Annotated in this window: 23 protein-coding genes; 10 read left to right on the top strand and 13 right to left on the bottom strand. The window is 73.9% G+C overall.

Annotated features, from left to right (window positions below):
* The first annotated feature begins 277 nt into the window (after nucleotides 1-277).
* The 3 genes from E1300_RS05905 to E1300_RS05895 all read left to right on the top strand — a co-directional run bounded on the left by E1300_RS05905 (nucleotide 278) and on the right by E1300_RS05895 (nucleotide 2,789).
* On the top strand, nucleotides 278-1,174 hold the full coding sequence (locus E1300_RS05905) for an RNA polymerase sigma factor (RefSeq protein ID WP_165502693.1): 897 nt from the start codon (nucleotides 278-280) through the stop codon (nucleotides 1,172-1,174).
* 294 nt (nucleotides 1,175-1,468) lie between these two features.
* On the top strand, nucleotides 1,469-1,696 hold the full coding sequence (locus E1300_RS05900) for a DUF397 domain-containing protein (RefSeq protein ID WP_131755848.1): 228 nt from the start codon (nucleotides 1,469-1,471) through the stop codon (nucleotides 1,694-1,696).
* Between the two features lie 79 nt (nucleotides 1,697-1,775).
* Nucleotides 1,776-2,789, top strand: a complete 1,014-nt coding sequence (locus E1300_RS05895; protein ID WP_131755847.1) for a methyltransferase — start codon at nucleotides 1,776-1,778, stop codon at nucleotides 2,787-2,789.
* Nucleotides 2,790-2,857: 68 nt separating this feature from the next.
* On the opposite strand, the gene E1300_RS05890 is transcribed toward E1300_RS05895, so the two are convergent.
* Together E1300_RS05890 and E1300_RS05885 are read right to left on the bottom strand one after the other, a co-directional pair.
* Complete coding sequence (locus E1300_RS05890; protein WP_131755846.1) at nucleotides 2,858-3,751, bottom strand: cytochrome d ubiquinol oxidase subunit II; 894 nt, start codon at nucleotides 3,749-3,751, stop codon at nucleotides 2,858-2,860.
* Nucleotides 3,748-5,172, bottom strand: coding sequence for a cytochrome ubiquinol oxidase subunit I (locus E1300_RS05885; RefSeq protein ID WP_242618961.1), 1,425 nt, complete (start codon nucleotides 5,170-5,172; stop codon nucleotides 3,748-3,750). Before E1300_RS05885 ends, E1300_RS05890 begins: the two co-directional genes overlap by 4 nt.
* Before the next feature lie 92 nt (nucleotides 5,173-5,264).
* Here E1300_RS05885 and E1300_RS05880 point away from each other — a divergent pair, with 92 nt between their 5' ends.
* Both E1300_RS05880 and E1300_RS05875 read left to right on the top strand, forming a co-directional pair.
* Nucleotides 5,265-5,720 carry a BlaI/MecI/CopY family transcriptional regulator gene (locus E1300_RS05880; protein WP_278045343.1) on the top strand — a complete coding sequence of 152 codons (456 nt, stop codon included), beginning with the start codon at nucleotides 5,265-5,267 and terminating at the stop codon, nucleotides 5,718-5,720.
* Nucleotides 5,717-6,625 carry a M56 family metallopeptidase gene (locus E1300_RS05875; protein WP_131755845.1) on the top strand — a complete coding sequence of 303 codons (909 nt, stop codon included), beginning with the start codon at nucleotides 5,717-5,719 and terminating at the stop codon, nucleotides 6,623-6,625. The genes E1300_RS05880 and E1300_RS05875 overlap by 4 nt, the downstream gene beginning before the upstream one ends.
* A 16-nt stretch (nucleotides 6,626-6,641) precedes the next feature.
* On the opposite strand, the gene E1300_RS05870 is transcribed toward E1300_RS05875, so the two are convergent.
* The 3 genes from E1300_RS05870 to E1300_RS05860 all read right to left on the bottom strand — a co-directional run bounded on the left by E1300_RS05870 (nucleotide 6,642) and on the right by E1300_RS05860 (nucleotide 9,230).
* Entirely contained in the window at nucleotides 6,642-7,109 is a 468-nt protein-coding gene (locus tag E1300_RS05870) for a pyridoxamine 5'-phosphate oxidase family protein (protein WP_131755844.1), read from the bottom strand.
* A 33-nt stretch (nucleotides 7,110-7,142) separates the two neighbouring features.
* Nucleotides 7,143-8,621 carry an MFS transporter gene (locus E1300_RS05865; protein WP_207399503.1) on the bottom strand — a complete coding sequence of 493 codons (1,479 nt, stop codon included), beginning with the start codon at nucleotides 8,619-8,621 and terminating at the stop codon, nucleotides 7,143-7,145.
* A 120-nt stretch (nucleotides 8,622-8,741) separates the two neighbouring features.
* A complete protein-coding gene (locus E1300_RS05860) occupies nucleotides 8,742-9,230 on the bottom strand; it encodes a MarR family winged helix-turn-helix transcriptional regulator (RefSeq protein WP_131755842.1) in 489 nt (162 codons plus the stop codon).
* A 229-nt stretch (nucleotides 9,231-9,459) separates the two neighbouring features.
* Between E1300_RS05860 and trpS the strand changes: the two genes are divergently transcribed.
* Entirely contained in the window at nucleotides 9,460-10,503 is a 1,044-nt protein-coding gene (gene trpS / locus E1300_RS05855; RefSeq protein WP_242618960.1) for a tryptophan--tRNA ligase, read from the top strand.
* A gap of 6 nt (nucleotides 10,504-10,509) precedes the next feature.
* Here the strand turns inward: trpS and E1300_RS05850 are convergent, their stop codons facing one another.
* The 3 genes from E1300_RS05850 to E1300_RS05840 all read right to left on the bottom strand — a co-directional run bounded on the left by E1300_RS05850 (nucleotide 10,510) and on the right by E1300_RS05840 (nucleotide 12,596).
* The gene (locus E1300_RS05850; protein ID WP_131755841.1) at nucleotides 10,510-11,133 is read right to left on the bottom strand and encodes a TetR/AcrR family transcriptional regulator; all 624 of its coding nucleotides are present in this window, start codon (nucleotides 11,131-11,133) and stop codon (nucleotides 10,510-10,512) included.
* Nucleotides 11,134-11,162: 29 nt separating this feature from the next.
* Entirely contained in the window at nucleotides 11,163-11,978 is an 816-nt protein-coding gene (locus E1300_RS05845; RefSeq protein WP_131755840.1) for a class I SAM-dependent methyltransferase, read from the bottom strand.
* A 138-nt stretch (nucleotides 11,979-12,116) separates the two neighbouring features.
* Complete coding sequence (locus tag E1300_RS05840) at nucleotides 12,117-12,596, bottom strand: MarR family winged helix-turn-helix transcriptional regulator (RefSeq protein WP_207399502.1); 480 nt, start codon at nucleotides 12,594-12,596, stop codon at nucleotides 12,117-12,119.
* Between the two features lie 78 nt (nucleotides 12,597-12,674).
* Here E1300_RS05840 and E1300_RS05835 point away from each other — a divergent pair, with 78 nt between their 5' ends.
* Entirely contained in the window at nucleotides 12,675-13,313 is a 639-nt protein-coding gene (locus E1300_RS05835) for a TetR/AcrR family transcriptional regulator (protein ID WP_242618959.1), read from the top strand.
* Complete coding sequence (locus tag E1300_RS05830) at nucleotides 13,303-14,457, top strand: winged helix DNA-binding domain-containing protein (RefSeq protein WP_131755839.1); 1,155 nt, start codon at nucleotides 13,303-13,305, stop codon at nucleotides 14,455-14,457. Before E1300_RS05835 ends, E1300_RS05830 begins: the two co-directional genes overlap by 11 nt.
* Before the next feature lie 20 nt (nucleotides 14,458-14,477).
* Here the strand turns inward: E1300_RS05830 and E1300_RS05825 are convergent, their stop codons facing one another.
* Entirely contained in the window at nucleotides 14,478-14,966 is a 489-nt protein-coding gene (locus E1300_RS05825; protein WP_131755838.1) for a MarR family winged helix-turn-helix transcriptional regulator, read from the bottom strand.
* Nucleotides 14,967-15,039: 73 nt separating this feature from the next.
* On the opposite strand from E1300_RS05825, the gene E1300_RS05820 reads away from it, so the two are divergent.
* Nucleotides 15,040-15,861: a dioxygenase family protein gene (locus tag E1300_RS05820; RefSeq protein WP_306440640.1), complete on the top strand. Its 822-nt coding sequence runs from the start codon at nucleotides 15,040-15,042 to the stop codon at nucleotides 15,859-15,861.
* A gap of 54 nt (nucleotides 15,862-15,915) precedes the next feature.
* On the opposite strand, the gene E1300_RS05815 is transcribed toward E1300_RS05820, so the two are convergent.
* Nucleotides 15,916-16,749: an NAD-dependent epimerase/dehydratase family protein gene (locus E1300_RS05815; protein WP_131755837.1), complete on the bottom strand. Its 834-nt coding sequence runs from the start codon at nucleotides 16,747-16,749 to the stop codon at nucleotides 15,916-15,918.
* Between the two features lie 293 nt (nucleotides 16,750-17,042).
* Between E1300_RS05815 and E1300_RS05810 the strand changes: the two genes are divergently transcribed.
* Nucleotides 17,043-17,555: an O-acetyl-ADP-ribose deacetylase gene (locus tag E1300_RS05810; protein WP_131755836.1), complete on the top strand. Its 513-nt coding sequence runs from the start codon at nucleotides 17,043-17,045 to the stop codon at nucleotides 17,553-17,555.
* Nucleotides 17,556-17,582: 27 nt separating this feature from the next.
* On the opposite strand, the gene E1300_RS05805 is transcribed toward E1300_RS05810, so the two are convergent.
* From E1300_RS05805 to E1300_RS05795, 3 genes are all read right to left on the bottom strand, one after another.
* Nucleotides 17,583-18,050 (bottom strand): universal stress protein, encoded by a 468-nt coding sequence (locus E1300_RS05805; protein ID WP_131755835.1) that lies wholly within the window; start codon nucleotides 18,048-18,050, stop codon nucleotides 17,583-17,585.
* Nucleotides 18,051-18,113: 63 nt separating this feature from the next.
* Complete coding sequence (locus E1300_RS05800; protein ID WP_131755834.1) at nucleotides 18,114-18,899, bottom strand: TIGR03084 family metal-binding protein; 786 nt, start codon at nucleotides 18,897-18,899, stop codon at nucleotides 18,114-18,116.
* Between the two features lie 105 nt (nucleotides 18,900-19,004).
* Nucleotides 19,005-20,624: an AMP-binding protein gene (locus E1300_RS05795; protein ID WP_131755833.1), complete on the bottom strand. Its 1,620-nt coding sequence runs from the start codon at nucleotides 20,622-20,624 to the stop codon at nucleotides 19,005-19,007.
* Nucleotides 20,625-20,695 lie beyond the last annotated feature (71 nt).

The following is a 20,695-nucleotide window of genomic DNA, read 5'->3' as shown; positions in this document are numbered from 1 at the left end:
CGCTTCGTTCCGCTTCGGCATTCATGGTCACTCGCACGGTCAGACCTGTGGCGCACTGAGTCAGGACGACCTCCGTCGCCCGCGCCCAGGCCTGTCCCGGCCGGGCCTCACCCCGAAGGAGCCCCGTTCATGCAGGACCAGTTCCCCGCCCTGTGCCGGCCGTCCCGAGGCCGTCGCCGCGGGCCCGGCGGCGGGCATGTAAGCCGGCCCGGTCATGGAGTCGAAGAGCGCGACGGGCGGCCGGGTGCCGGGCAAGGAGGACAGTGAGGTGGCGAACTTGGACCCTCCACCGTTCCCGGTCCTGTACCGGGACCTTCGCGATCCCGTGCTGTGGTACCTCCGCAAGCTGCTCCGCGGGACGGGCGTCGACCCGGACGACGTGGCACAGAAGGCCTGGACGGAGGTCTGGAGGCACCACCCCGACATCAGGAGCAACCCGAGAAGCTACGTCTTGCAGACCGCTCACAACACGGCGGTGAGCGAACTCGAACAGCACTCCAGGGCCGAGCGGGCGATCGCGGACTACGCCGCGTCGTTCTCCCGGGAGCAGCAGGACTCGGCGCTGGACGAGCTGGACGCGGTGCTCGACGACATGGCCGCCGAAGACGGCGCCGCCGGGACAGCGGAGGCCGGGGAGCGGTCCAGGCGCGAGCTCCTCGGCAGGGTGATGGACGCGGTGGAGCGACTCCCGTTCCGGCAGCGAGCGGTGATCCTGCTCTGGATCTCGGAGGGACCCGCGCCCACGGACGGCGAGATCGGCGCCCGGCGACGACACCTGCACGCCGCGATGAACGACGAGATCGCGGCCACCCGCGCGGACGACGCCGTGATCGAGCGGGAGATCGCTCAGATCACGGGCGCCGCGCCGCGCGCCCCGGAGACCTTCGACGCCGATGACGCCGCCGAGGTCCAGGACGTCCGCCACGAGGGAGCGGGCACGGGTGCCCGCCACGAGCGACCGGGCGCGCGTCCGACTCGACCGCATCGGCCGTCCCCCCGGCCCGACCGGTTGACGACCGTGGCGATGGTGCTGACGGGCGCGGGGGGACTCGCCTGGACGGTGGTGGCGATCGTGAAAGAGGCGGCGCATGAATGGGTCGTCCTGACCGGCGCCGCCCTGATGTTCGCCCAAGGGCTGGTCCTAGCCGCCTGTGGTCAACGGAGAGGAAGCTGATTGCGCATACCTTGACACCGGAAATCGGGGGTAACTGAGTTCCCGACGGAGTGAGCTCATGTCTCCGGCAGTACCGAAACTCCTACCATCAGGTTCCCGTCGTGGTCCCTTACCGCATATCACGGCGGGAATCTGACGGTTTCCCTACTCACAGCATGACGATGGCCTTCTCGCGCCCACCACAGACAGCAAGAAGGCCATGCCTTCGAGGACGGCGCCGCGTCGCGGCGGAACGCCACCTCGATAACGGACCGACCCGCCGATCAACGACATGAAAGGAAGGTGCAGTTCGCCATGTCCACGATAGCTTCGCGGAACGCGGATGACCACGCCGCCACCGCACCGGTCTGGCGCAAGAGCAGCCGTTCGATGCCCGGAGGAGACTGCGTCGAAGCGGCTCGGTCGCCCGGACAGGTACTCGTCCGCGACAGCAAGGACACCGCCGGTCCGGTGCTGGCCTTCGGCGGCGCCGGTTGGCAGCGGTTCCTCGCCGACGTCGAGCTGGGACGGTACGACCTCTGAATGGTTTGCGGCCGCGCTGGACGGCCGTCGGGGGTAGCGTTCGCGGGTGCTGGAAGCCGGGTCGAGCGAGGAGGCGCCCATGGCCGAGGAGACGAGAGGTTGGCGTACGGGGCTGTGGGCGGCTGCGGACCTGCTGACTCCGATGGCCATCCGGGTGGCGGCGACGCTGCGGCTGGCCGACCGCATCGCCGAGGGCGCGCGGACGACCGAGGCGCTGGCCGCGGTGGTCGACGCCGACCCGGACGCGCTCGGGCGGCTGATGGGGCACCTGGTGACCGCCGGTGTGCTGTCCCGCTCGGCGCCCGGCACCTATGCCTTGACGTCCCTCGGCGAGCAGCTTCGCGACGATCATCCGGACGGTGTGCGTGCCTGGCTCGATCTGGAGGGCGCCATCGGCCACGCCGATCTGTGCTTCACCGAGCTGCTGCACACCGTCCGCACCGGCGAGCCCGCCTTCCCGCGCAGGTTCGGCCGGCCGTACTGGGACGACCTGTCGGCCGATCCCGCGAGAGGCGCGTCGTTCGACGCCCTGATGGGCTCCCGGCTGGTGGCGGACGCGCCCGCCGTGGCCGCCGCCCACCCCTGGGGCGCGCTCGGCCATGTCGTCGATGTAGGTGGCGGTGACGGCAGCCTGCTGATCGCCATCCTTCGCGCCCACGACGGCCTGCGCGGGACGGTCGTCGATCTGCCCGGCCCGGCGACCCGCGCTGAGCAGGCCATCGCCGCCGCCGGCCTGGGCGACCGGGCGGGAGTCCAGGCCGGCAGCTTCTTCGACGCCCTCCCCGTCGACGCGGGCGGGTACGTGCTCTCCGGCGTCCTTCACGACTGGGACGACGAGCACGCCGGGCGCATCCTGCGGCGCTGCGCCGAGGCCGCGGCGGGAACGGGCAAGGTCTTGGTCGTCGACCACTTCGACCTAACGGGCGACGGCGCGGTGGACACCGAAGGGGACCTGCGCATGCTCTGCTACGTCAACGGCCGGGAGCGCACCCTCGACCAGCTCGCCGAGCTGGCCGGGACGGTCGGCTTGCGGGTCGGCTCGGTCGGCCCGGCCGGTTCCCGCACGATCGTCGAACTGCTCCCCGCTCCCTGAGCCTCGCGATGTGAGGCGGCGCGCCGGGGCTGCGGGTAGCCGACCGGGAGTCCCGGCACGCCGCCGGTTCAGGGGGTGCGGGCCGTGTCGCGCTGGAAGAGGACGTACAGCCAGGCCAGGGACGGGACGAGGATGAGCCCGCCCACGCCCAGGGCGACGAAGACGACCTGGAGGACGGCGTCCTGCGCGGCGGCGGCGTCCAGGTCGAGGCCCGCCATCTCGGCGGCGCCCCACAGGACGGCGACGACGGCGAGCGCGCCCGTCACGCGGACGGACAGGTACGCGCGGCGCACCAGCAGGACGAGGGAGAGCGCCCCGGCCGCGGCCGACAGCAGGATCAGCGGGGAGCGGACGCCGAGCGCGGCGGCGCCGGGCAGCGCGAACAGGCCGACGGCCGCGCCGGACAGCAGGGCGTAGCCGCGGAAGCGCATCGAGGACCACACGTCGGCGAGGCGCCGCGCGTCCCAGATCAGGTAGACGGCGGCGAGGTACGCGCAGAGGGCGGTGGTGAGGACGCCGCCGTAGAGCCCGGCGAGGCTGAGCCAGGACGAACCGCCCGTGGCGACGACCGTGGCGACGGCGCCCAGGCAGTACGGCGTGAGGACGGAGGAGACGCCGAAGACCCAGGGGTACCAGCGCTGGTCCGGGTCGGCCTTGCTGAACACGAAGGTGCTGCCGCGCGCGACGATGCCGAGGGCCGCGAGGGACAGCGGGACCCAGTGGGCGGACATCACGTCCGCGAAGATCGGCGGGAACGCCGTCCAGGTCATGACCATCACGAAGATGAGCCAGACGTGGTTGGCCTCCCAGAGCGGGCCCATGGCGTGCTCGATGACGTCCTTGTCCTCGCGGCGGCGGGAGACCAGGTGCCAGAGCCCGGCGCCGAAGTCCGCGCCGCCGAACAGCAGGTAGACGGACAGGCCCAGCAGGATCAGGCCCAGGGCGGCGTCGGCGTAGCTCATCGGACGCTCTCCACGTTCGCTTCGGCGGCGGGTTCGGTGCTGGACGGCGAGGCCGGGGGGACGGCCGGTTCCGGGGTGTGGCGCATGCGGCGCAGGACGCTGATCGTGGCGGCGGTCAGGACGGCGTAGACGGCGAGGACGATGTAGAGGCCGTAGCGCAGGCCCGGGCTGGGGTTGACGGCCTCCTCGGTGCGCATGACGCCGTAGACGATCCAGGGCTGGCGCCCGACCTCGGTGGTGGTCCAGCCGGCCTCCATGGCGACGGCGGCCATGACGCCGGTGAGGGCGGCGGCGCGCAGGAACCACGGCTTCCAGGGCAGGTCGAGGGCGCGGCCCCGGCGGCGGAGCCACCAGGCGAGGGCCCACCAGGCGGCGAGGGCCAGCAGGACCATGCCGAGCGCGATCATGATCTCGAAGGACGTCTTGACGACCTCGGCGGGCGGCCGGTCGCCGACGGGGACGGAGTCCATGCCGCGGAGCGTCGCGTGGGCGTCGAACTTGAGCATGAGCGAGAGGGCGTTCGGGATCTCGAACACCGCGAACCGGAACGGCTGGCCCGCCTGGGTGTGCTCGACGCCCTCCATGGCGGCGAACTTGGCGGGCTGGTTGTCGGCGACGAACCGGACCGCCCAGTCGCCGACGATCACCTGGAGCGGGGCGCAGACCGCGCCGAGGGAGAACGGGATGGCGAAGCCGAGACGGTTGTAGCGGTCGTCGCGTCCGGCGCGGCGGTCGCGGAGGAGGCCGACGGCGTACACCGAGGCGACGATGAAGCCGCAGACCATGAGCGAGGCCAGGATCAGGTGGACGGCCTGGACGGGCGTGGCCGGGTTGAACATCGCGGCGAGCGGGTCGACGTCGGTGACCTTGCCGTCCACGAGCCTGAAACCGCGCGGCTGGTTCATCCAGGAGTTGACGGTCAGCACGAACGAGGCGGACAGCAGTCCGGCGACCACGACGGGGACGCCGGTGAGGAAGTGGGCGCGCGGCGAGAGCCGGTCCCAGCCGTACAGGTAGATGCCCATGAAGATCGCCTCGATGAAGAAGGCGATGCCCTCCAGCGCGAACGCGGCGCCGAAGACCTGGCCGTACTTGTCCATGAAGCCGGGCCAGAGGGTGCCCATCTCGAAGGACAGGACGGTCCCGGAGACGGCGCCGACCGCGAACAGGACGCCCGCGGCCTTCATCCAGCGGCGGGCCAGCTCCGCGTAGACCGCGGCTTTGACGCTGTCGCCGGTGCGCAGGGACCGCCACTCGGCGAGCAGCGTGAGGGCGGGCAGCCCGATGCCGATCGAGGCCAGCACGATGTGGAATCCGAGCGTGAAGGCCATCTGCTGGCGGGCGGCCATGAAGTCGGCCGGGGACGCGGCGCCCTGCCCGGTGCGGGCGGCGGCGTCGGCGAGGAGCGCGACGGTGCTCATACGACTGAATGTAGTACTACGAGCTGTAGTACTTAAGCGGGTAGTACTACCTGCCGTGGTGACATGCCTCTCAGTCGGATAACCTGGCTGGCGTGAAGGGTCTGGGAGAGCTTGAACGCACGGTCATGGAGGTCCTGTGGGCGCGGGAGGACGCCGGTCACGAGGCCGCCACGGCCCGCGACGTGAGCCGCGCGCTCGCCGGTGACCGCGACCTGGCGCACACCACGATCATGACCGTGCTGGACCGGCTCGCCAAGAAGGGCTTCCTGGAGCGCGAGCGGGACGGCCGCGCCTGGCGCTACAAGCCGGTGGCCAGCCGCGAGGGCTACGTCACCGAGCTGATGCTGGGCGCCCTCAACGAGACCGGCGACCGCGACGCGGCGCTGGCGCACTTCGTCCGCTCGGTGTCCAGCGACGAGATCGACGTGATCCGCCAGGCCCTCGCCGGCCTGACCGGCGCGTCCGGCCTGACCGGCGCGTCCGGCCTCACCGGCACGGCGGGCCGCGCGGACGCGGCCGGCCGCTCGGGGAAGGAACCACCGGCATGACCGGCGCCGCCCTGCTCGCAGTGATCTCCCTGGGGACCGTCGGCGGGGCGCACCTGCTGTCCCGGGCCAGGTGGACGTGGCGGACGCCGCGCACCGGCATCGCGCTCTGGCAGGCCCTCGGGCTGTGCTGGGGCGTCGCCACGATCGGCACGCTGCTCGGCGTCGCGCTGGAGCCCTACCGCAAGGGCGTGCTCGGCGGGCTGCCCGGCCTGTACGCCGACCAGGCGGCCCGGCTCGACGCCGTCCACCTGGCGGCGCTGATGGCGGCGGTCAGCCTCACCGGCGTGCTGCTGGCCATGCTGATGTACGCGGTGCTCCGCGTCGTGCGGGCCCGCGCCCGGCACCGCGCGCTGCTCGCGCTCGTGTCGCGCCGCGACTCCGCCGTGCCCGGCACCCTGGTCCTCGACCACCCGGGCGCGGCGGCGTACTGCGTGCCGGGCGTCCGCTCGTCGAAGGTCGTGGTCAGCGCCGGGACGCTGGAGCTGCTCGACCGGGCGGAGCTGGCCGCGGTCCTCGCGCACGAGCGCGCGCACGCGCGCGAGCGGCACGACCTCGTGCTGCTGCCGTTCGCCTCGCTGCGGCAGGTGTTCCCGCAGTTCCGGCTGGTCGGGCGGTGCCTGGACGCGGTGGAGCTGCTGATCGAGATGGCCGCCGACGACCGCGCCCGGCACGGCCGCCCGCCGAAGGAGCTCGCGACCGCGCTGCTGCGCTTCGCCGCAGCCCGCCCGGCCGCCGCGCCGTCCGGCACGCTGGGCGTCGCGTCCGCGGACGACATCCCCGTCATGGCCAGGGTCGGCCGCCTCCTGGAGCCGCAGCCGCTGTCGCGGAAGGCCCGCGTGACCGCCACGGTCGCCGTGCCGGTCATCGCGGGCCTCCCGCTGCTGCTCATCCTCCTGCCCCACTGATCCCGTCGCGGCGGCGTCAGTCCGCCAGGACCGTCCCGTACAGGCGGGTCGCGCGGAGCCGGATGACGAGGCGCCGGTCCTTGACCATCTGCTCCAGGAACGCGCGCTCGTCGGCGGGATCGTCGAAGCCCGGCGTCATGGCCAGCAGCTCCTGTCCGGCCGCGTCGCCGGGCTCCGCGCTGACGTCGGAGAGCTCGGCCGTCCCCTCGGCCACGGCGAACGCCAGGTGGTCGGGGGTGGACACGTGCAGCGCGGCGCGGGGGTCGTTCCGCAGCTGCCGCACCTTCGCGCGGTCGGCGGTCGTCGAGATCCGCGCGGTCCGCTCGGCGGGGTCCCAGGCGTAAACGACGGTCGACGCGTGCGGGTGGCCGTTCTTCTTGTTCGTGGCCAGGACGGCGAACTGCTGCCCGCCGAGGAGCCGGGACAGCTCCTCCTCGGTGACGGGCTTCGGGCCGGGTCCCTGGCCGGGGCCGTACTCGCTCATCGGTCTTCTCCTTCGCGTAGGTTCGCTGCGGTGTCAGAGGGCCGTGGCGGTGACGGCGGGTTCCGTCTCCGGCCGGCCTTGCGCGTCCTCGGCGGGCCGGGGCCGGCGCAGGACGATCAGGGTGACGGCGAGCGCGGCCACCAGCAGCCCGGCGGAGACGCCGAACGCCAGGTGGTAGCCGCCGGTCAGCGCGGCCCCCTCGCTCCGCCCGTCCGCCCGCAGGGCCTCGGTGCGGGAGGCCGCGAGCGTGGTCAGGACGGCGACGCCGAGCGCCATGCCGACCTGCTGGACGGTGGTGAACAGGCCGGACGCGAGCCCGGCGTCGTCGGGGCGGGCGCTGGACATGCCGAGCCCGGTCAGCGCCGGGAGCACCAGCCCGCCGCCCGCGATGAGCACCATCACCGGGAGCAGGTCGACGGTGTAGGACGCGTGCTCGGGGACGCGGGTGAGCCAGCCGAGCGCCGCGGCCAGCAGCACCAGCCCGGCGAGCAGGACGGTCCGCTCGCCGAACCGCTGGGAGAGCCGGGCGGAGACGAACAGCGACACCGCGCCGATGGCCACGGCCGCGGGCAGCATCGCCAGGCCGGTTTCGAGGGCGCTGTAGCCGAGGACCTTCTGCATGTAGAGGGCCACGATGACCTGGAACGAGAACATGCCGGACAGGACCAGCAGCTGGACGAGGTAGGCGCCGGACACGTTCCGGGACCGCAGGATCCGCAGCGGCATCAGCGGCGTCGCGGCGCGGGCCTGGCGGGCGACGAACGCGGCGAGCAGGGCGAGCGACACGGCGCCGAGGCCGAGGGTCCGCGCGGCGAGCCAGCCGTTCCGCTCGACCCCGACCACGGTGTAGATGCCGAGCATCAGCCCGGACGTGACGAGCAGCGCGCCCACGACGTCCGCGCCCGCGCCGAGGCCGATGCCGCGGTCGCGGGGCAGTGCGGGCAGCGCCAGCAGGATGGTGGCGAGGCCGATCGGCAGGTTGATGAAGAAGATCCAGTGCCAGCTGAGCGCGTCGGTGAGCACCCCGCCGAGGACCTGCCCGATGGAGGCGCCGGCGGCGCCGGTGAAGCTGAAGAACCCGATGGCCCGGGTCCGCTCGCGCGGATCGGTGAAGAGCGTCACCAGGATGCCGAGGACGACGGCCGACGCGAGCGCGCTGCCGACGCCCTGGAGGAAGCGGGCGGCGATCAGCACGCCCGGCGCGGTCGCGACGCCCGCCAGCACGGAGGCGCCGGTGAACACCGCGTTCCCGGCGAGGAACAGCGCCTTGCGGCCGACGAGGTCGCCGAGCCGCCCGGCGAGCAGCAGCAGCCCGCCGAGGGGGATCAGGTAGGCGTTGACGATCCAGCTCAGCCCGGCGGGGGAGAAGCCCAGGTCGGACTGGATGGACGGCATCGCGACGGTGACGATGCTGCCGTCCAGGATCGTCATCAGCATCGAGGTGGACAGGACGCCGAGCGCCGCCCACCGGGAGCGCAGCGGCGAGGTGCGGGGGATATCGGGCGAGGACATGGTCATCTCCTGGTCGGTGCCACCGGGGAGGTCAGTGCCACGGAGTTCGGTGCCACCGGGACGGCGGCGCCACAGGAGAACCGTAGTAGATAGTTTCGTTGCAGACAATCCTCGACGGGCCTATTTCTGGCGCTCGCGGGCCCGCCGCACCGGCCGCACGCTCTCCTCGGGCACGGCCAGATGCCCGCTGACCAGGTTGTTCAGGGCGCGGAGGAGGATCTCGCGCTCCTGCTCCGGAAGCGAGCCGAGGGCGGCCTCGTGGACGCCGTCCACGATCTCCTGGCTGCGGGCCGCGACCCGCGCGCCCTCCTCCGTGACGGCGATGATCCGTGCGCGGCGGTCCCGCGACGACGGGCGCCGCTCGGCGAGCCCCGCCTTCTCCAGGGCGTCGACCGTGACGACCATCGTCGTCTTGTCCATGTCGCCGAGCTCGGCGAGCTGGATCTGGGTGCGCTCCTCCTGGAGGGCGTGCACGAGGACGCAGTGCATGCGGGCCGTCAGCCCGATCTCGGCGAGCGCCGCCGCCATCCGCGTCCGCAGCACATGGCTGGTGTGGTCGAGCAGGAAGGACAGGTCGGGTGCGGTGCGCGCGGGTGCCATGGCGGTCATGCCCGCCAGCCTACCCAACTCGTCCCGTCCCGGATTATCTAGAACCTTGCTTATCTTGTCCGCTACGCTGGAGGCATGCACCGCACCGCGACTCTCGCTTGGTGGCCGTCCTAGGACGGCCGAGAGACACGCATGCCCGGGCCGTCCGCTGGACGGCCCTTCTTCCTTCTCGGTGACCCAGGGGGCGGGCGTCCGGCAGGACGGCCCCCGACAACGAGGAGAGAACACCGTGCACACCGCCACCCCCACCGCGCCGGACGCCTCGCGGCTCGACCTGGAGGCGCGGATCGCCGCGGACCCCGGCGCCTTCCGGATCATGACCGGCGACCGTCCCACGGGACCGCTGCACCTCGGCCACTACTTCGGCACGCTCGCCAACCGCGTCCGCCTCCAGCGGGCGGGCGTCGAGGTGTTCGTGCTGGTCGCCGACTACCAGGTGCTCACCGACCGGGACGTCGCCGACCGGCTCGGCGAGCACGTCGAGGGCCTCGTCGCCGACCAGCTCGCCGCCGGGATCGACCCGTCCACCGCGACGATCTTCCAGCACAGCGCCGTGCCCGCGCTGAACCAGCTCATGCTGCCGTTCCTGTCCCTGGTCTCCGTCGCCGAGCTGGGCCGCAACCCCACGGTCAAGGACGAGATCGCGGCGTCCCGGCAGGACGCGGTCAGCGGGCTGATGTTCACCTACCCCGTCCACCAGGCCGCGGACATCCTGTTCTGCAAGGCGAACCTCGTCCCGGTGGGGAAGGACCAGCTCCCGCACCAGGAGATCACCCGGACGGTCGCGCGCCGCTTCAACGAGCGCTACGCGCCCGTCTTCCCCGTGCCGGAGGCCCTGCTGTCGGCCGCGCCGCTGCTGCTCGGGACGGACGGCCGGAAGATGAGCAAGAGCCGCGGCAACACCATCGCCCTGTCCGCCACCGCGGACGAGACCGCGCGCCTGATCCGCCGCGCCAGGACGGACGGCGAGCGGCGCATCGCCTACGCGCCCGAGACCCGTCCCGAGGTGTCGAACCTGGTGCTGCTGGCCGCGCTCTGCCAGGACCGCGACCCGCACGAGGTGGCCGCGGACATCGGCGACGGCGGCGCCGCGGCGCTCAAGCGGGTCGTCACCGAGTCCGTCAACGAGTTCCTGCGGCCGATCCGCGCCCGCCGCGCCGAGCTCGCCGCCGACCGGGCGCACCTGCGCGCCGTCCTCGCCGCCGGGAACGCCCGCGCCAACGCCGTCGCCGACGCGACGCTCGCCGAGGTCAGGGCCGCCATGGCCACGTGAGGGCGGCTAGCGCGGGGCCAGGCCGTACAGGACGGTCGCGACGAGGTCGTCGATCATCCCGGGGGACGCGGACCGCGCCGCACCCGCGTCCCCGCCCCCGAGGAGGGCCGACAGCACCGGCTCGTGGCACACGCCGACGATCATGGCGGTGGCGGCGTCGACGCGGGCGTCGGCGGGCAGCCGGCCGAGGTCCCGCTCGGCCCGCAGGTAGGCGCCGAGGCGGTCGCGCCAGTTCACGTCCGGATCGTCCAGCGCCGCGAACCGGGCCAGCACCTCGGGCCGCCCGACCAGGCCCGCGAGCGCGGGCAGCAGCCGGGCGTGCAGCGCCGTCCCGTGCTCGATGTGGGCCCGGAGGTTCGCCTCGACCGTCCCCTCGCCCGGCACCGGCAGCGCGGGCAGCCCCCGCCGCACCGCGACGGCATGGGCGCGCAGGGCCAGGGCGAGCAGCTCCTCCTTGTCGGCGAAGTGGTTGTAGAGCACGCCGTCCGCGACGCCGGCCTCCCGCGCGATCGTCCGCACCGTCAGCCCCGCCGTCCCGCGCTCGGCGATGAGCCGCTCGGCCGTGCCGATCAGGTGCTCGCGCAGCGTCCGGTCGCCGCCGCGCAGCGCGGCCGCTCTTCGAGGAGACATCACCGGCATCGTAATCGCCGCCCGGTGCGTCAGCGGCGGGCGCTCACCAGCCATGCCGTGCTCCGCAGCCGGACGGCGCCGTCCCGCTCGAAGGGGCGGACCGCCTTGGTGATCGCCTCCAGCAGCTCGCCGCTCTCCCCGAGGTTGTGGCGGACGGGTCCCCAGCCGGCGAGGAACGCGGCGGCGTCGGCGGCGTCCCGTCCCCAGACCTGCTCGGCCTCCACAGCGCGGCAGGAGACGTCCCGGAACCCGGCGGCACCGAGGATCTCGCGGATCCGCGCGGGATCGGCGAGCGACAGCGGCCCGTCGTGCCCGGCGACCGTGTGGTCGGGCGACGAGGTGAGGACGGAGAAGACGGTGCCGAGGTCGGTCCCGTCCAGCGGCGCCATGGACAGGAAGGCCAGCCGCCCGCCGTGCCGCAGGGCGCGCCGGACGTTGCCGAACGCGGCCACGGGATCGGCGAAGAACATGACCCCGAAGCGGCTGAGCGCGACGTCGAAGCCGCCCTCGGGGAACGGGAACACCTGCGCGTCGCCCTGCTCGAACGTCACGTTGGCGACGCCCTCCGCCGCCGCCAGCGAGCGGGCGCGGGCGAGCATCGGGCCGGACAGGTCCACCCCGGCGGCCGCGCCGAACCGGGCCCGCTCCGCCGCGAGCCGCGTGACCTGCCCGTTCCCGCAGCCGATGTCGAGGACGCGGTCGCGCTCCCCGATCGCGGCCTCGTCCAGCAGGAAGCGGTTGAAGTCGCCGTTCACCGCGTCGTACCGATCGTGGTGCGCCGCCCAGTGCTCGCCCTCGTAACCGTTCCAGGCCTCGGACTGCTGAACGTTGACGATCTCGGCCATGGCATCCCCTCGTTATGAACAAGCGTTCATGAACAAGTGTTCATAATGAGACCGCATGCGGCCGAGCGTCAAGGCATCACGAGGAACAAGGGCTGCGCTTCACCGGGCACGCCCGACGAGGGCCAGGTGGGGACCGCCTCAGGTGGGGAAGCCGGCGCCGTTCGCCAGGGCGCCTAGCGAGCGGGTGAACGCGGCGCGCTCGGACGCCGGGAGCCGGGCGGCGAGCTCCTCGTCCACCGACCGGGCCGCGGCGGCGCACCGCTCCAGCAGCCGGTGGCCGTGCTGGGTGAGCAGGAGCACCTGCCGCCGCCGGTCCCGGGGGTCGCGGATCCGCTCGACCGCGCCGAGCCGCACGAGGTGGTCGGCGAGGGCGACGACGAGGCTCGGCACGACGCCGAGATGAGCGGCGACCTCCAGCTGGGACGCCGCGAGGCCGCGGCCGACGACGGCCATCAGCGCGGCGTGCCGCGGCTTCAGATCGAGCGGCGCGAGCGCGGCGGCGAACCGGTCGGCGGCGACCGCGCCCAGCGTCATGAGCTGGAACGTCAGGGTCCCGGACAGCGGCTCGGACCGCCGCTGCGATCCAGGCGGCGCAGCGGCCCCCTCGGCATCGGTCATGGGCGGGGAGTTTATTGCAACGCCCCCTCGACGCGTCGAGTGTAGAACGGAATTCTTCGTTCCCTTACTATGGTCTTCATGGAGACCACGGCACGGGTGCCCATGAGCGGGCGCAAGGCGCAGGCGGCGCGCAATGACGAGCTGATCCGGGAGGCGGCGCGGGCGGTGTTCACCGCCGATCCCGGCGCGCCGATCTCGGCGGTGGCCGAGCACGCGGGGGTGGGGATCAGCGCCCTCTACCGGCGCTACAAGAGCAAGGAGGACCTGCTCCAGCGGCTCGCCGACGACGGCATGGACCGCTACCTCGCCGAGGTGGAGGCGGCGCTCGCCGACGAGGGGGACGCGTGGGCGGCCTTCGCGGGCTTCATGCGCCGCTGCCTCGACATCGGCGCGGGCTCGCTGACGATGCGGCTCGCGGGCAGCTTCCCGGTCACCGAGGCGATGAGCGAGAAGGGCCGCGCGATCCACCGGGCCACGCAGCGGCTGCTGGAGCGGACCAAGGAGGCCGGTGCCCTCCGGCCGGAGATCGAGGTCGGCGACGTCTCCGTCATGCTTGAGCATCTGCACACGATCCGGATCGGGGACGACGCGCGCATGAACCGGTTGCAGCACCGCTACCTGGCGCTGTTCCTGGACGCGCTGCGCCTCACCGACTCTGAGGAGCTGCCGGGCCCTCCTCCCACCTGGCAGGAGCTGCGAGGCCGCTATGACGACTGACGCCTCGCCGAAGGGCGTGCCCGCTCCGCGGTCCGGGGCGGCCGCCGGGCCGCCCGTGCTCGGACGGCGGGCGCTCAACCGGGCGCTGCTCGCCCGCCAGATGCTGCTCCGGCGGCGGGCGATGCCCGCGGTCGAGGCGATCGAGCACCTGGTCGGCATGCAGTCGCAGGCGCCGAACCCGCCGTACGTCGGCCTGTGGAGCCGCCTGGAGGGCTTCGCGTTCGACGAGCTCGCCCAGCTCACGAGGGACCGCGCGGTGCTCCGGATGGTGCTGATGCGCGGGACGCTGCACCTGGTCAGCGCCCGTGACGCCCGCGCGCTGCGGCCGCTCACGCAGGGCATCCTCGACGGGTACCTCCGGACGCGGCTGGGCGAGGCCCCGGCGGCGGACGGGCTCGACGCCGTCATCGCCCACGCCCGGACGCTGCTGGAGGAGGAACCGCGCTCCGACAAGGAGCTGCGCACGCTGCTGGCCGAACGCTTCCCCGATGCCGACGCCGAACTGCTCGGCTTCGCCGTCCGCTGCCGCGTCCCCCTGGTGCAGGTCCCGCCGCGCGGCATCTGGGGCGCGTCGGGGCTGGCCAAGCACACGACCCTGGACGCGTGGCTGGGGGACGGCGAGCCGCCCGAACCGTCCGTGGACGCGCTGGTCCTGCGCTATCTGGGGGCGTTCGGGCCCGCGTCCGTCCAGGACGCGCAGCAGTGGTCCGGCCTGACGCGGCTCGGCGAGGTCGTCGAGCGTCTCTTGCCCAAGCTGGTGGTGTTCCGCGACGAGAACGGCCGCACTCTCTATGACCTGCCGGACGCGCCCCGTCCCGGCCCGGACGTCCCGGCGCCGGCGCGGCTCGTCCCCGACTTCGACAACCTGCTGCTCTCCCACACCGATCGGGCACGGATCATCACCGAGGAGCACCGCAAGCGGGTGTTCACGGTCAACGGCATCATCCGGGCGACGTTCCTCGTGGACGGCTTCGTCCACGGCATGTGGAAGATGGAGAAGAAGCGGGGGACGGCCGTGGTGCGCATCGACCCGTTCCTGCCCGTCGCGGACGCGGACCGGGCGGCCCTGGCGGACGAGGCGGAGCGCCTGCTGGCCGCGGCCCACCCCGGTGCGGCCGCGTACGCCGTCGAGTTCACGGCCTAGGGCCGCTCGCGGGGGGGGGCTCAGCCCTTGCCGTCGGCGCAGGGCGCCTCGCGGTCGGGGTCGAGCGAGGCGAGCAGGGCGTGCAGCGTCTCGCGGAAGCGCAGCATCTCCTCGCGGCTGAGCGGGTCGAACAGGTGCCGCCGGACCTCGGCGACGTGGCCCGGGGCCGCCTCGGCGAGGACGGCGAAGCCCGCGTCGGTCAGCTCGGCGATCGTGGTCCGGCGGTCGTCGGGGTGCTTGACGCGGCGCACCCAGCCGGCCTCCTCCAGCCGGTTGACGGCGTGCGAGAGGCGGCTCGGAGACGAGTGGACGATCGCGGCCAGCTCGGTCATCGTGAGCGCGCGGCCCGGGGACTCCGACAGCATCGCGAGGATCATGTAGTAGGCGTGCGGCAGCCCGGAGTCGCGCTGGAGCTGGCGGTCGAGGGCCTCGTTGAGCAGCCGCGACGTCCACAGGAACGCGCGCCAGGTCTCCTGCTCCTCCTCGTCGAGCCATGCCGGGTCCGTCATGCCCCCAGTCTACCTAGTTACTTGAACGCTCAAGCCTTGAAAGTTCAATTTTTAACGGTTATGCTCGGTTTGGTTGAACACTCAACTGATACTGCCCCAGGGGGACGAGATGAGCCGCATGCCGGTGCTGTACCTCAGCCACGGCGCGCCGCCGCTGGCCGACGACGCCGTGTGGACGGACGAGCTGGCCCGCTGGTCGGCGGGCCTGCCGAAGCCCGAGGCGATCCTGATGGTGTCGGCGCACTGGGAGGAGGCCCCGCTGTCGGTCGGAGCCACCCGCCCGGTCCCGCTGGTCTACGACTTCTGGGGCTTCCCCGAGCACTACTACCGCGTCCGGTACGACGCCCCCGGCGCCCCGGACCTGGCGGAGGACGTCCGGAAGCTGATCCCCGGCACGCACCAGGACGAGCGGCGCGGCCTCGACCACGGCGCGTACGTGCCGCTGGTGGAGATGTACCCGGACGCCGACGTCCCCGTGCTCCAGATGTCGATGCCGACCCTGGAGCCGGAGCGGCTGTTCGAGATCGGCCGCCGGCTCGCGCCGCTGCGCGATCAGGGCGTCCTCATCGTGGGGAGCGGCTTCACCACCCACAACCTGCGCGAGATGGGCGCCGGCCCGGACGCCGCGCCGCCCGCGTGGTCGGCCGAGTTCGACGACTGGACGGTCCGCGCCGTCGGCGGCGGCGACATCGACGCGCTGCTCGACTTCCGCGCGAAGGCGCCCGCGGCGGCGATCGCGCATCCGCGGACGGAGCACTTCGCGCCGCTGTTCGTGGCCCTCGGCGCCGACGCCGACGGCGCCGCGGCAGGTGGGAGCGATGGTCCGTCCGGCCGCCGGTCCGTCATCGACGGCTACTGGTTCGGGCTCGCCAAGCGCTCGTTCCAGTTCGGCTGAGGGCACCGCGGCGCGGGGAACCGCGGTGCGGAGGCGGGTGCCCGCCCCCGGGCGTCAGCGCATCTCGGCGAAGCCGGTGCGCCAGGACGGCACCCGCGGCTTCCAGCCGAGGCCGAGCGCCTTGGCGTTGGACACCGGGCGTCCCGTCGCGGCGGCGTGCCGGGCCTTGCCGGGCATCGGCGCGCCCAGCGCGGCGCTGTAGACCGGCAGCCAGTCCGCCGTGGTCGCGGGCTCGTCGTCGACGATGTTGACGGGCCCGGCCGGCCAGTCGAGCGCGGCGAGGGCGGCGGCGGCCGCGTCGTCGGCGTGCACGAACGACGTCCACGCCGGGGTCAGCCGCAGGCTGCCCGCCCGGACCCGCTTGGCGATCGCACCGTCCGGCGCGTACCAGGTGCCGGGGCCGTAGAGCGCCCCGTAGCGCAGGACGACGCCGCGCGGCATCTCGCCCACGGCCGTCTCCAGCCCCGCGACGCCCTCGTAGGGCGGCAGGGTCGGGTCGAGCGGGTCGGTCTCGACGGCCGGGGTGTCGCTCGGCACGTACAGCCAGGCGATGCTCTGCGCGATCATCGTCTGCACGCCGGCGGCGAGCGCCGCGTCGACGAGGTGGCGGGTGCCCTCGATCCGCAGCCGGGAGTTGGCGGCGAAGTCCTCGCCGGTGAGGTCGGTGAGCTGGTGCACGATCGCGTCGGGACGCACCGTCTCGACGGCGGCGCGCACGGCGGCCTCGTCGAGGGCGTCCATGACCACGGGGGTGCCGCCGAGGTCGCGGACGGCCTCCGCGCGCTCGGGGCGGCGCGTCGTCCCGGCGACCTCGTGGCCCGCCTGGACCAGCAGCGGGAGGAGCCGGCGGCCGACGACTCCGGTCGCGCCGGCGAGAAGGATCTTCAAGGGGGTACCTCCACGACTTTCACGCCTTCGTGGTCGTAGGACTGTTCGTGATGGCTTGGCGGTTGTGGCTGGCAGGGGCGGTCGGGGCCGGCGGGGTGGTTCCGCCGGCACGGGGTTGCGGCCGCTGCGGCCGTCCGACGCCGAGGGTCGTCGCGGGCGGGCGGCACCACCCCCCGTCGCCCGTCCGCCACGAGCGTACCGCCGGACCGCGACAACATGCGTTTCGCGGTGGCGCCAGCGGATAACTTGTCGCCGACCGGCAGGGGCGGCAGGCGCGGCGGGAGGCGGCGGAGATGAAGATCAGCCTGGTCAGGGGCGATATCACCGAGCAGCGGGTGGACGCGATCGTCAACGCGGCCAACGCGTCGCTGCTCGGGGGCGGCGGCGTGGACGGCGCCATCCACCGCCGGGGCGGCCCGGCGATCCTGGACGAGTGCCGCAAGCTGCGCGCGAGCTCCTACGGCGGCGGCCTCCCGACCGGCCAGGCCGTGGCGACCACCGCGGGCGAGCTGCCCGCGCGCTGGGTGATCCACACGGTCGGGCCGGTCTACTCGCCGAGCCAGGACCGCTCCGACCAGCTGATCTCCTGCTACCGGGAGTCGCTGCGCGTCGCGGACGAGCTGGGCGTCACCTCGATCGCGTTCCCCGCGGTCTCGGCCGGGATCTACGGGTGGCCGATGGACGACGCCGCCCGGATCGCGGTCAACACGGTCAACTCGACCTCGTCCTCGGTGTCGGACGCGCGGTTCGTCCTGTTCACCGAGGACGCCTACGCGGCGTTCGAGCGGGTCGTCGCCGCGCTCTGACCTCGCCCTCTGAGGGCGCCCGGGCGGTCACTCGTCCTTCTTCGCCGGCGGGACGACCAGCGTCGGCCGGTGGACGTGGTGCAGGACGCGGGTCGAGACGCTGCCGAGCAGCACGGACCGGGCGCCCGCGAGGCCGCGCGACCCGGTGACGATCAGGGAGGCGTCGAGCTCGTCCGCGACGTCCACGATCGTGGCCCAGACCGGGCCGGTCCCGCGCTCCGCGCGCGGCGTGACGTCGGTGAGGCCGGCGGCGGTGGCGAGCTCGGCGCCCTGCTTGGCGAGCAGCTCCGCCTGCTGCTCCTCCTCGAACTGGTCGCCCGGCACCCCGCTCGTCGTGACCGGGGAGACGGTGGCCAGCGGCGCCCAGGAGATCTGGGTCAGCAGCGGCTCCCACACCGTGAGGATCACGGTGGGTTCCGGCTGGACGTGCCGGGCGGCGTACTCGATGGCGGTGCGGGCGTCGTCGGACCCGTCGAAGGCGATGAGAACGGTCATGTTCCTGGCATGTCCAGCGGCGATGTCCCTCGAACGTCCGCCGCGCCGGAAGTGATCGACTTCTCAGGCGGCGGCCGGGGCGCGGCCGGGGCCGGGCGGTCCGGCGAACGCCTGCGCGACGTCGAGCCAGCGGTCCGCGTCGGCGCCTTCCGCCGCGACCGCGAGGTCGTCGCGGTGTCGCCGCTGCGTGACCAGCAGGCAGAAGTCGAGCGCGGGCCCGGTGACCGACTGCGCCGCGTCCGCCGGGCCCCACGTCCACTCCTCGCCGCCGGGGCCGGTCAGCGTGACGCGGAACTCCTCGGTGGGCGGCTCCAGGCCGCGGTTCCGGAACGCAAAGTCGCGGGTGCGGACGCCGATGTGCGCGACGTGCCGGAGCCGGGGGGTGGGCTCCCGCCGCGCGCCGAGGGCGTCGGCGACGTCCTGGCCGTGCGCCCACGTCTCCATGAGCCGCGCGGTCGCCATCGACGCCGGGCTCATCGGCGGGCCGAACCACGGCACCCGCGTCCCGGCCGGGACCGCGGCCAGGGCCGCGCGGATGCGGCGCCGCCCGTCCCGCCACCGGGCGAGGAGCCGGTCCGGGGCCTCGGCGGCGCCCTCGGCCGCGCCCGCCTCGACGTAGTCGGCGTCGGTCATGGCCTTCTCCAGCAGTTCCGCGAACGCCTCGGGGTCGGTGGCGGCCACGATGGCCTGGTCGTCGGTCCAGGCGAGGTGCGCGATCTGGTGCGCGACCGTCCACCCCTCGGCGGGCGTCGGCGCGGACCAGCGCGCGGCGGGCAGCGGTGCCACGAGGGCGTCGAGGACGTCGCCCTCGGCAGCGAGGTCGGCGAGCAGGGCGTTCAGGTCGGGCATCCCGCAAGGATCTCCCGGTCCGGTGGCGCCCGTACAGCCCCGAACCGAATTCCGTTCAGACCGGCGGGCCGGACACCCGCTGGGACGGCGCCCGCGGAGGCGGTTTCAGGTCACCAGGGCGCGGGCCGCGGCGTAGTCGGCCTTGCCGTTCGGGAGCCGCAGGCTCGCGCCCGTCCGGACGAACGCCTTGGGGATCTTGTAGCGGGCCAGCCGGACGGCGCAGCCGGCGCGCAGCTCGGCGTCGTCCGGGCCGCTCCCGGGGCCGGCGGGCCGGACGACGGCCACGATCTCGGTGCCCCACCGCTCGCTCGGCCGCCCCACGACCAGCGCGTCCGCGATGCCCGGCAGGCCGCGCAGGACGGCCTCCACCTCCTCGGCGAACACCTTCTCGCCGCCCGTGTTGATCGTGGTGGCCTCGCGGCCGTGGAACTCGATCGTCCCGTCCGCGCGGTACCGGACGCGGTCGCCCGCGACGACGAGGCGCTCGCCGTCCACCGTGAGGAACGTGGACGCCGTCTTGTCCGGGTCGCCGAGGTAGCCGAGCGGGATCGTGCCGCCCTTCGCGAGCCAGCCCAGCTCGCCGTCGCCCGGCCGCAGCCTGCGCGTCCGGTCGGCGCTGAGCACGGCCGCGCCCGGGGACGGCGTGAACGCGGGGGCGTCCGCGCCGCTCCGGGTGACCGAGAAGCCGCTCTCCGAGGAGCCGAGCACGTCCACGATGCGGCTGTGCGGGACCAGCTCCAGCAGCCGCCGCTTCACCTCGGGGCTGATCGCCGCGGCCGAGTTGACCATCGTGCGCAGCGGGCCCAGCTCGTGCGGGCGGCTCTCCAGCGCCGCCACGATGGGACGCGCGAACGCGTCGCCGACCAGCGGCATCCGGGTCACCCGCTCGCGCTCGGCGGTCGCCATCAGGTCGGCCGCGTCGAGCCCGTCCACGACCGTGGGGAAGACCACGCACGCGCCGCCGCACCAGCCGCCGAGCGAGGACCAGGTCCCCGCGCCGTGCATGAGCGGCGGCCCCACCAGCACCCGGACCTCGCTGCGCACCGCGCGCTCGACCGCCTCGCCGAGATCGGTGACCGGCGTCCCGTCGCGGCGGCGGAGGCCGAGCGGGCCCAGCATCAGGTCGCCGATCCGCCACAGCACGCCCTTCGGCAGCCCGGTCGTCCCGCCGGTGTAGAGGATGTGGAGATCGCCCGCGTCCGGCCGGACGCCGTCGAGGGGGCCCGCCGGGGCGGCGGCGAGCGCGGCCTCGTAGTCGAGCGCGCCGGGCAGCAGGCCGGTGCCGGACTCGTCGGCGACCTGGAGGAGCAGCGGCCGCCGGTTCAGCCGCTCCACGACGCGCCCGATGGCGGGGGCGAACCGCGCGTGGTACATCACCGCGGCGGGACGCGCGTCGCCGAACAGCTGCGCCAGCTCGTCGTCCACGTAGCGGTAGTTGACGTTGAACGGGGCGACGCGGGCCTTGTGCGCCCCGACCAGCCCCTCCAGGTACTCGGGCCCGTTGTGCAGGTAGAGCGCGAGGTGGTCGTGCGGCGACTCCCAGGGCTCGCTGCTCGCCTCCGGCCCGATGCCGAGGCCGTGGTCGTGCAGGACGTGCGCCAGCCTTCGCGTCCGCTCGGTCACCTCGCGCCACGTCCAGCGCCGGTCGCGCCACACCAGGCACTCGCGGTCGGGCACGGCGGCCGCGATGGCCTCGTGCAGGGTCGCCAGGTCGAGCTGTGCCATCGACTCTCCTCCGGGCGTCGCGCCACGCGTGCGCTCCGCCGGCGCGGAGCGCGTCGGGCACCACCGTAACC

This window comes from Actinomadura fibrosa (genome assembly GCF_900659615.1).
In the GTDB taxonomy this organism is placed as follows: domain Bacteria; phylum Actinomycetota; class Actinomycetes; order Streptosporangiales; family Streptosporangiaceae; genus Spirillospora; species Spirillospora fibrosa.
The sequence above is the reverse complement of the archived record's forward strand: the minus strand, read 5'-3'. Positions and strand labels throughout refer to the sequence as shown.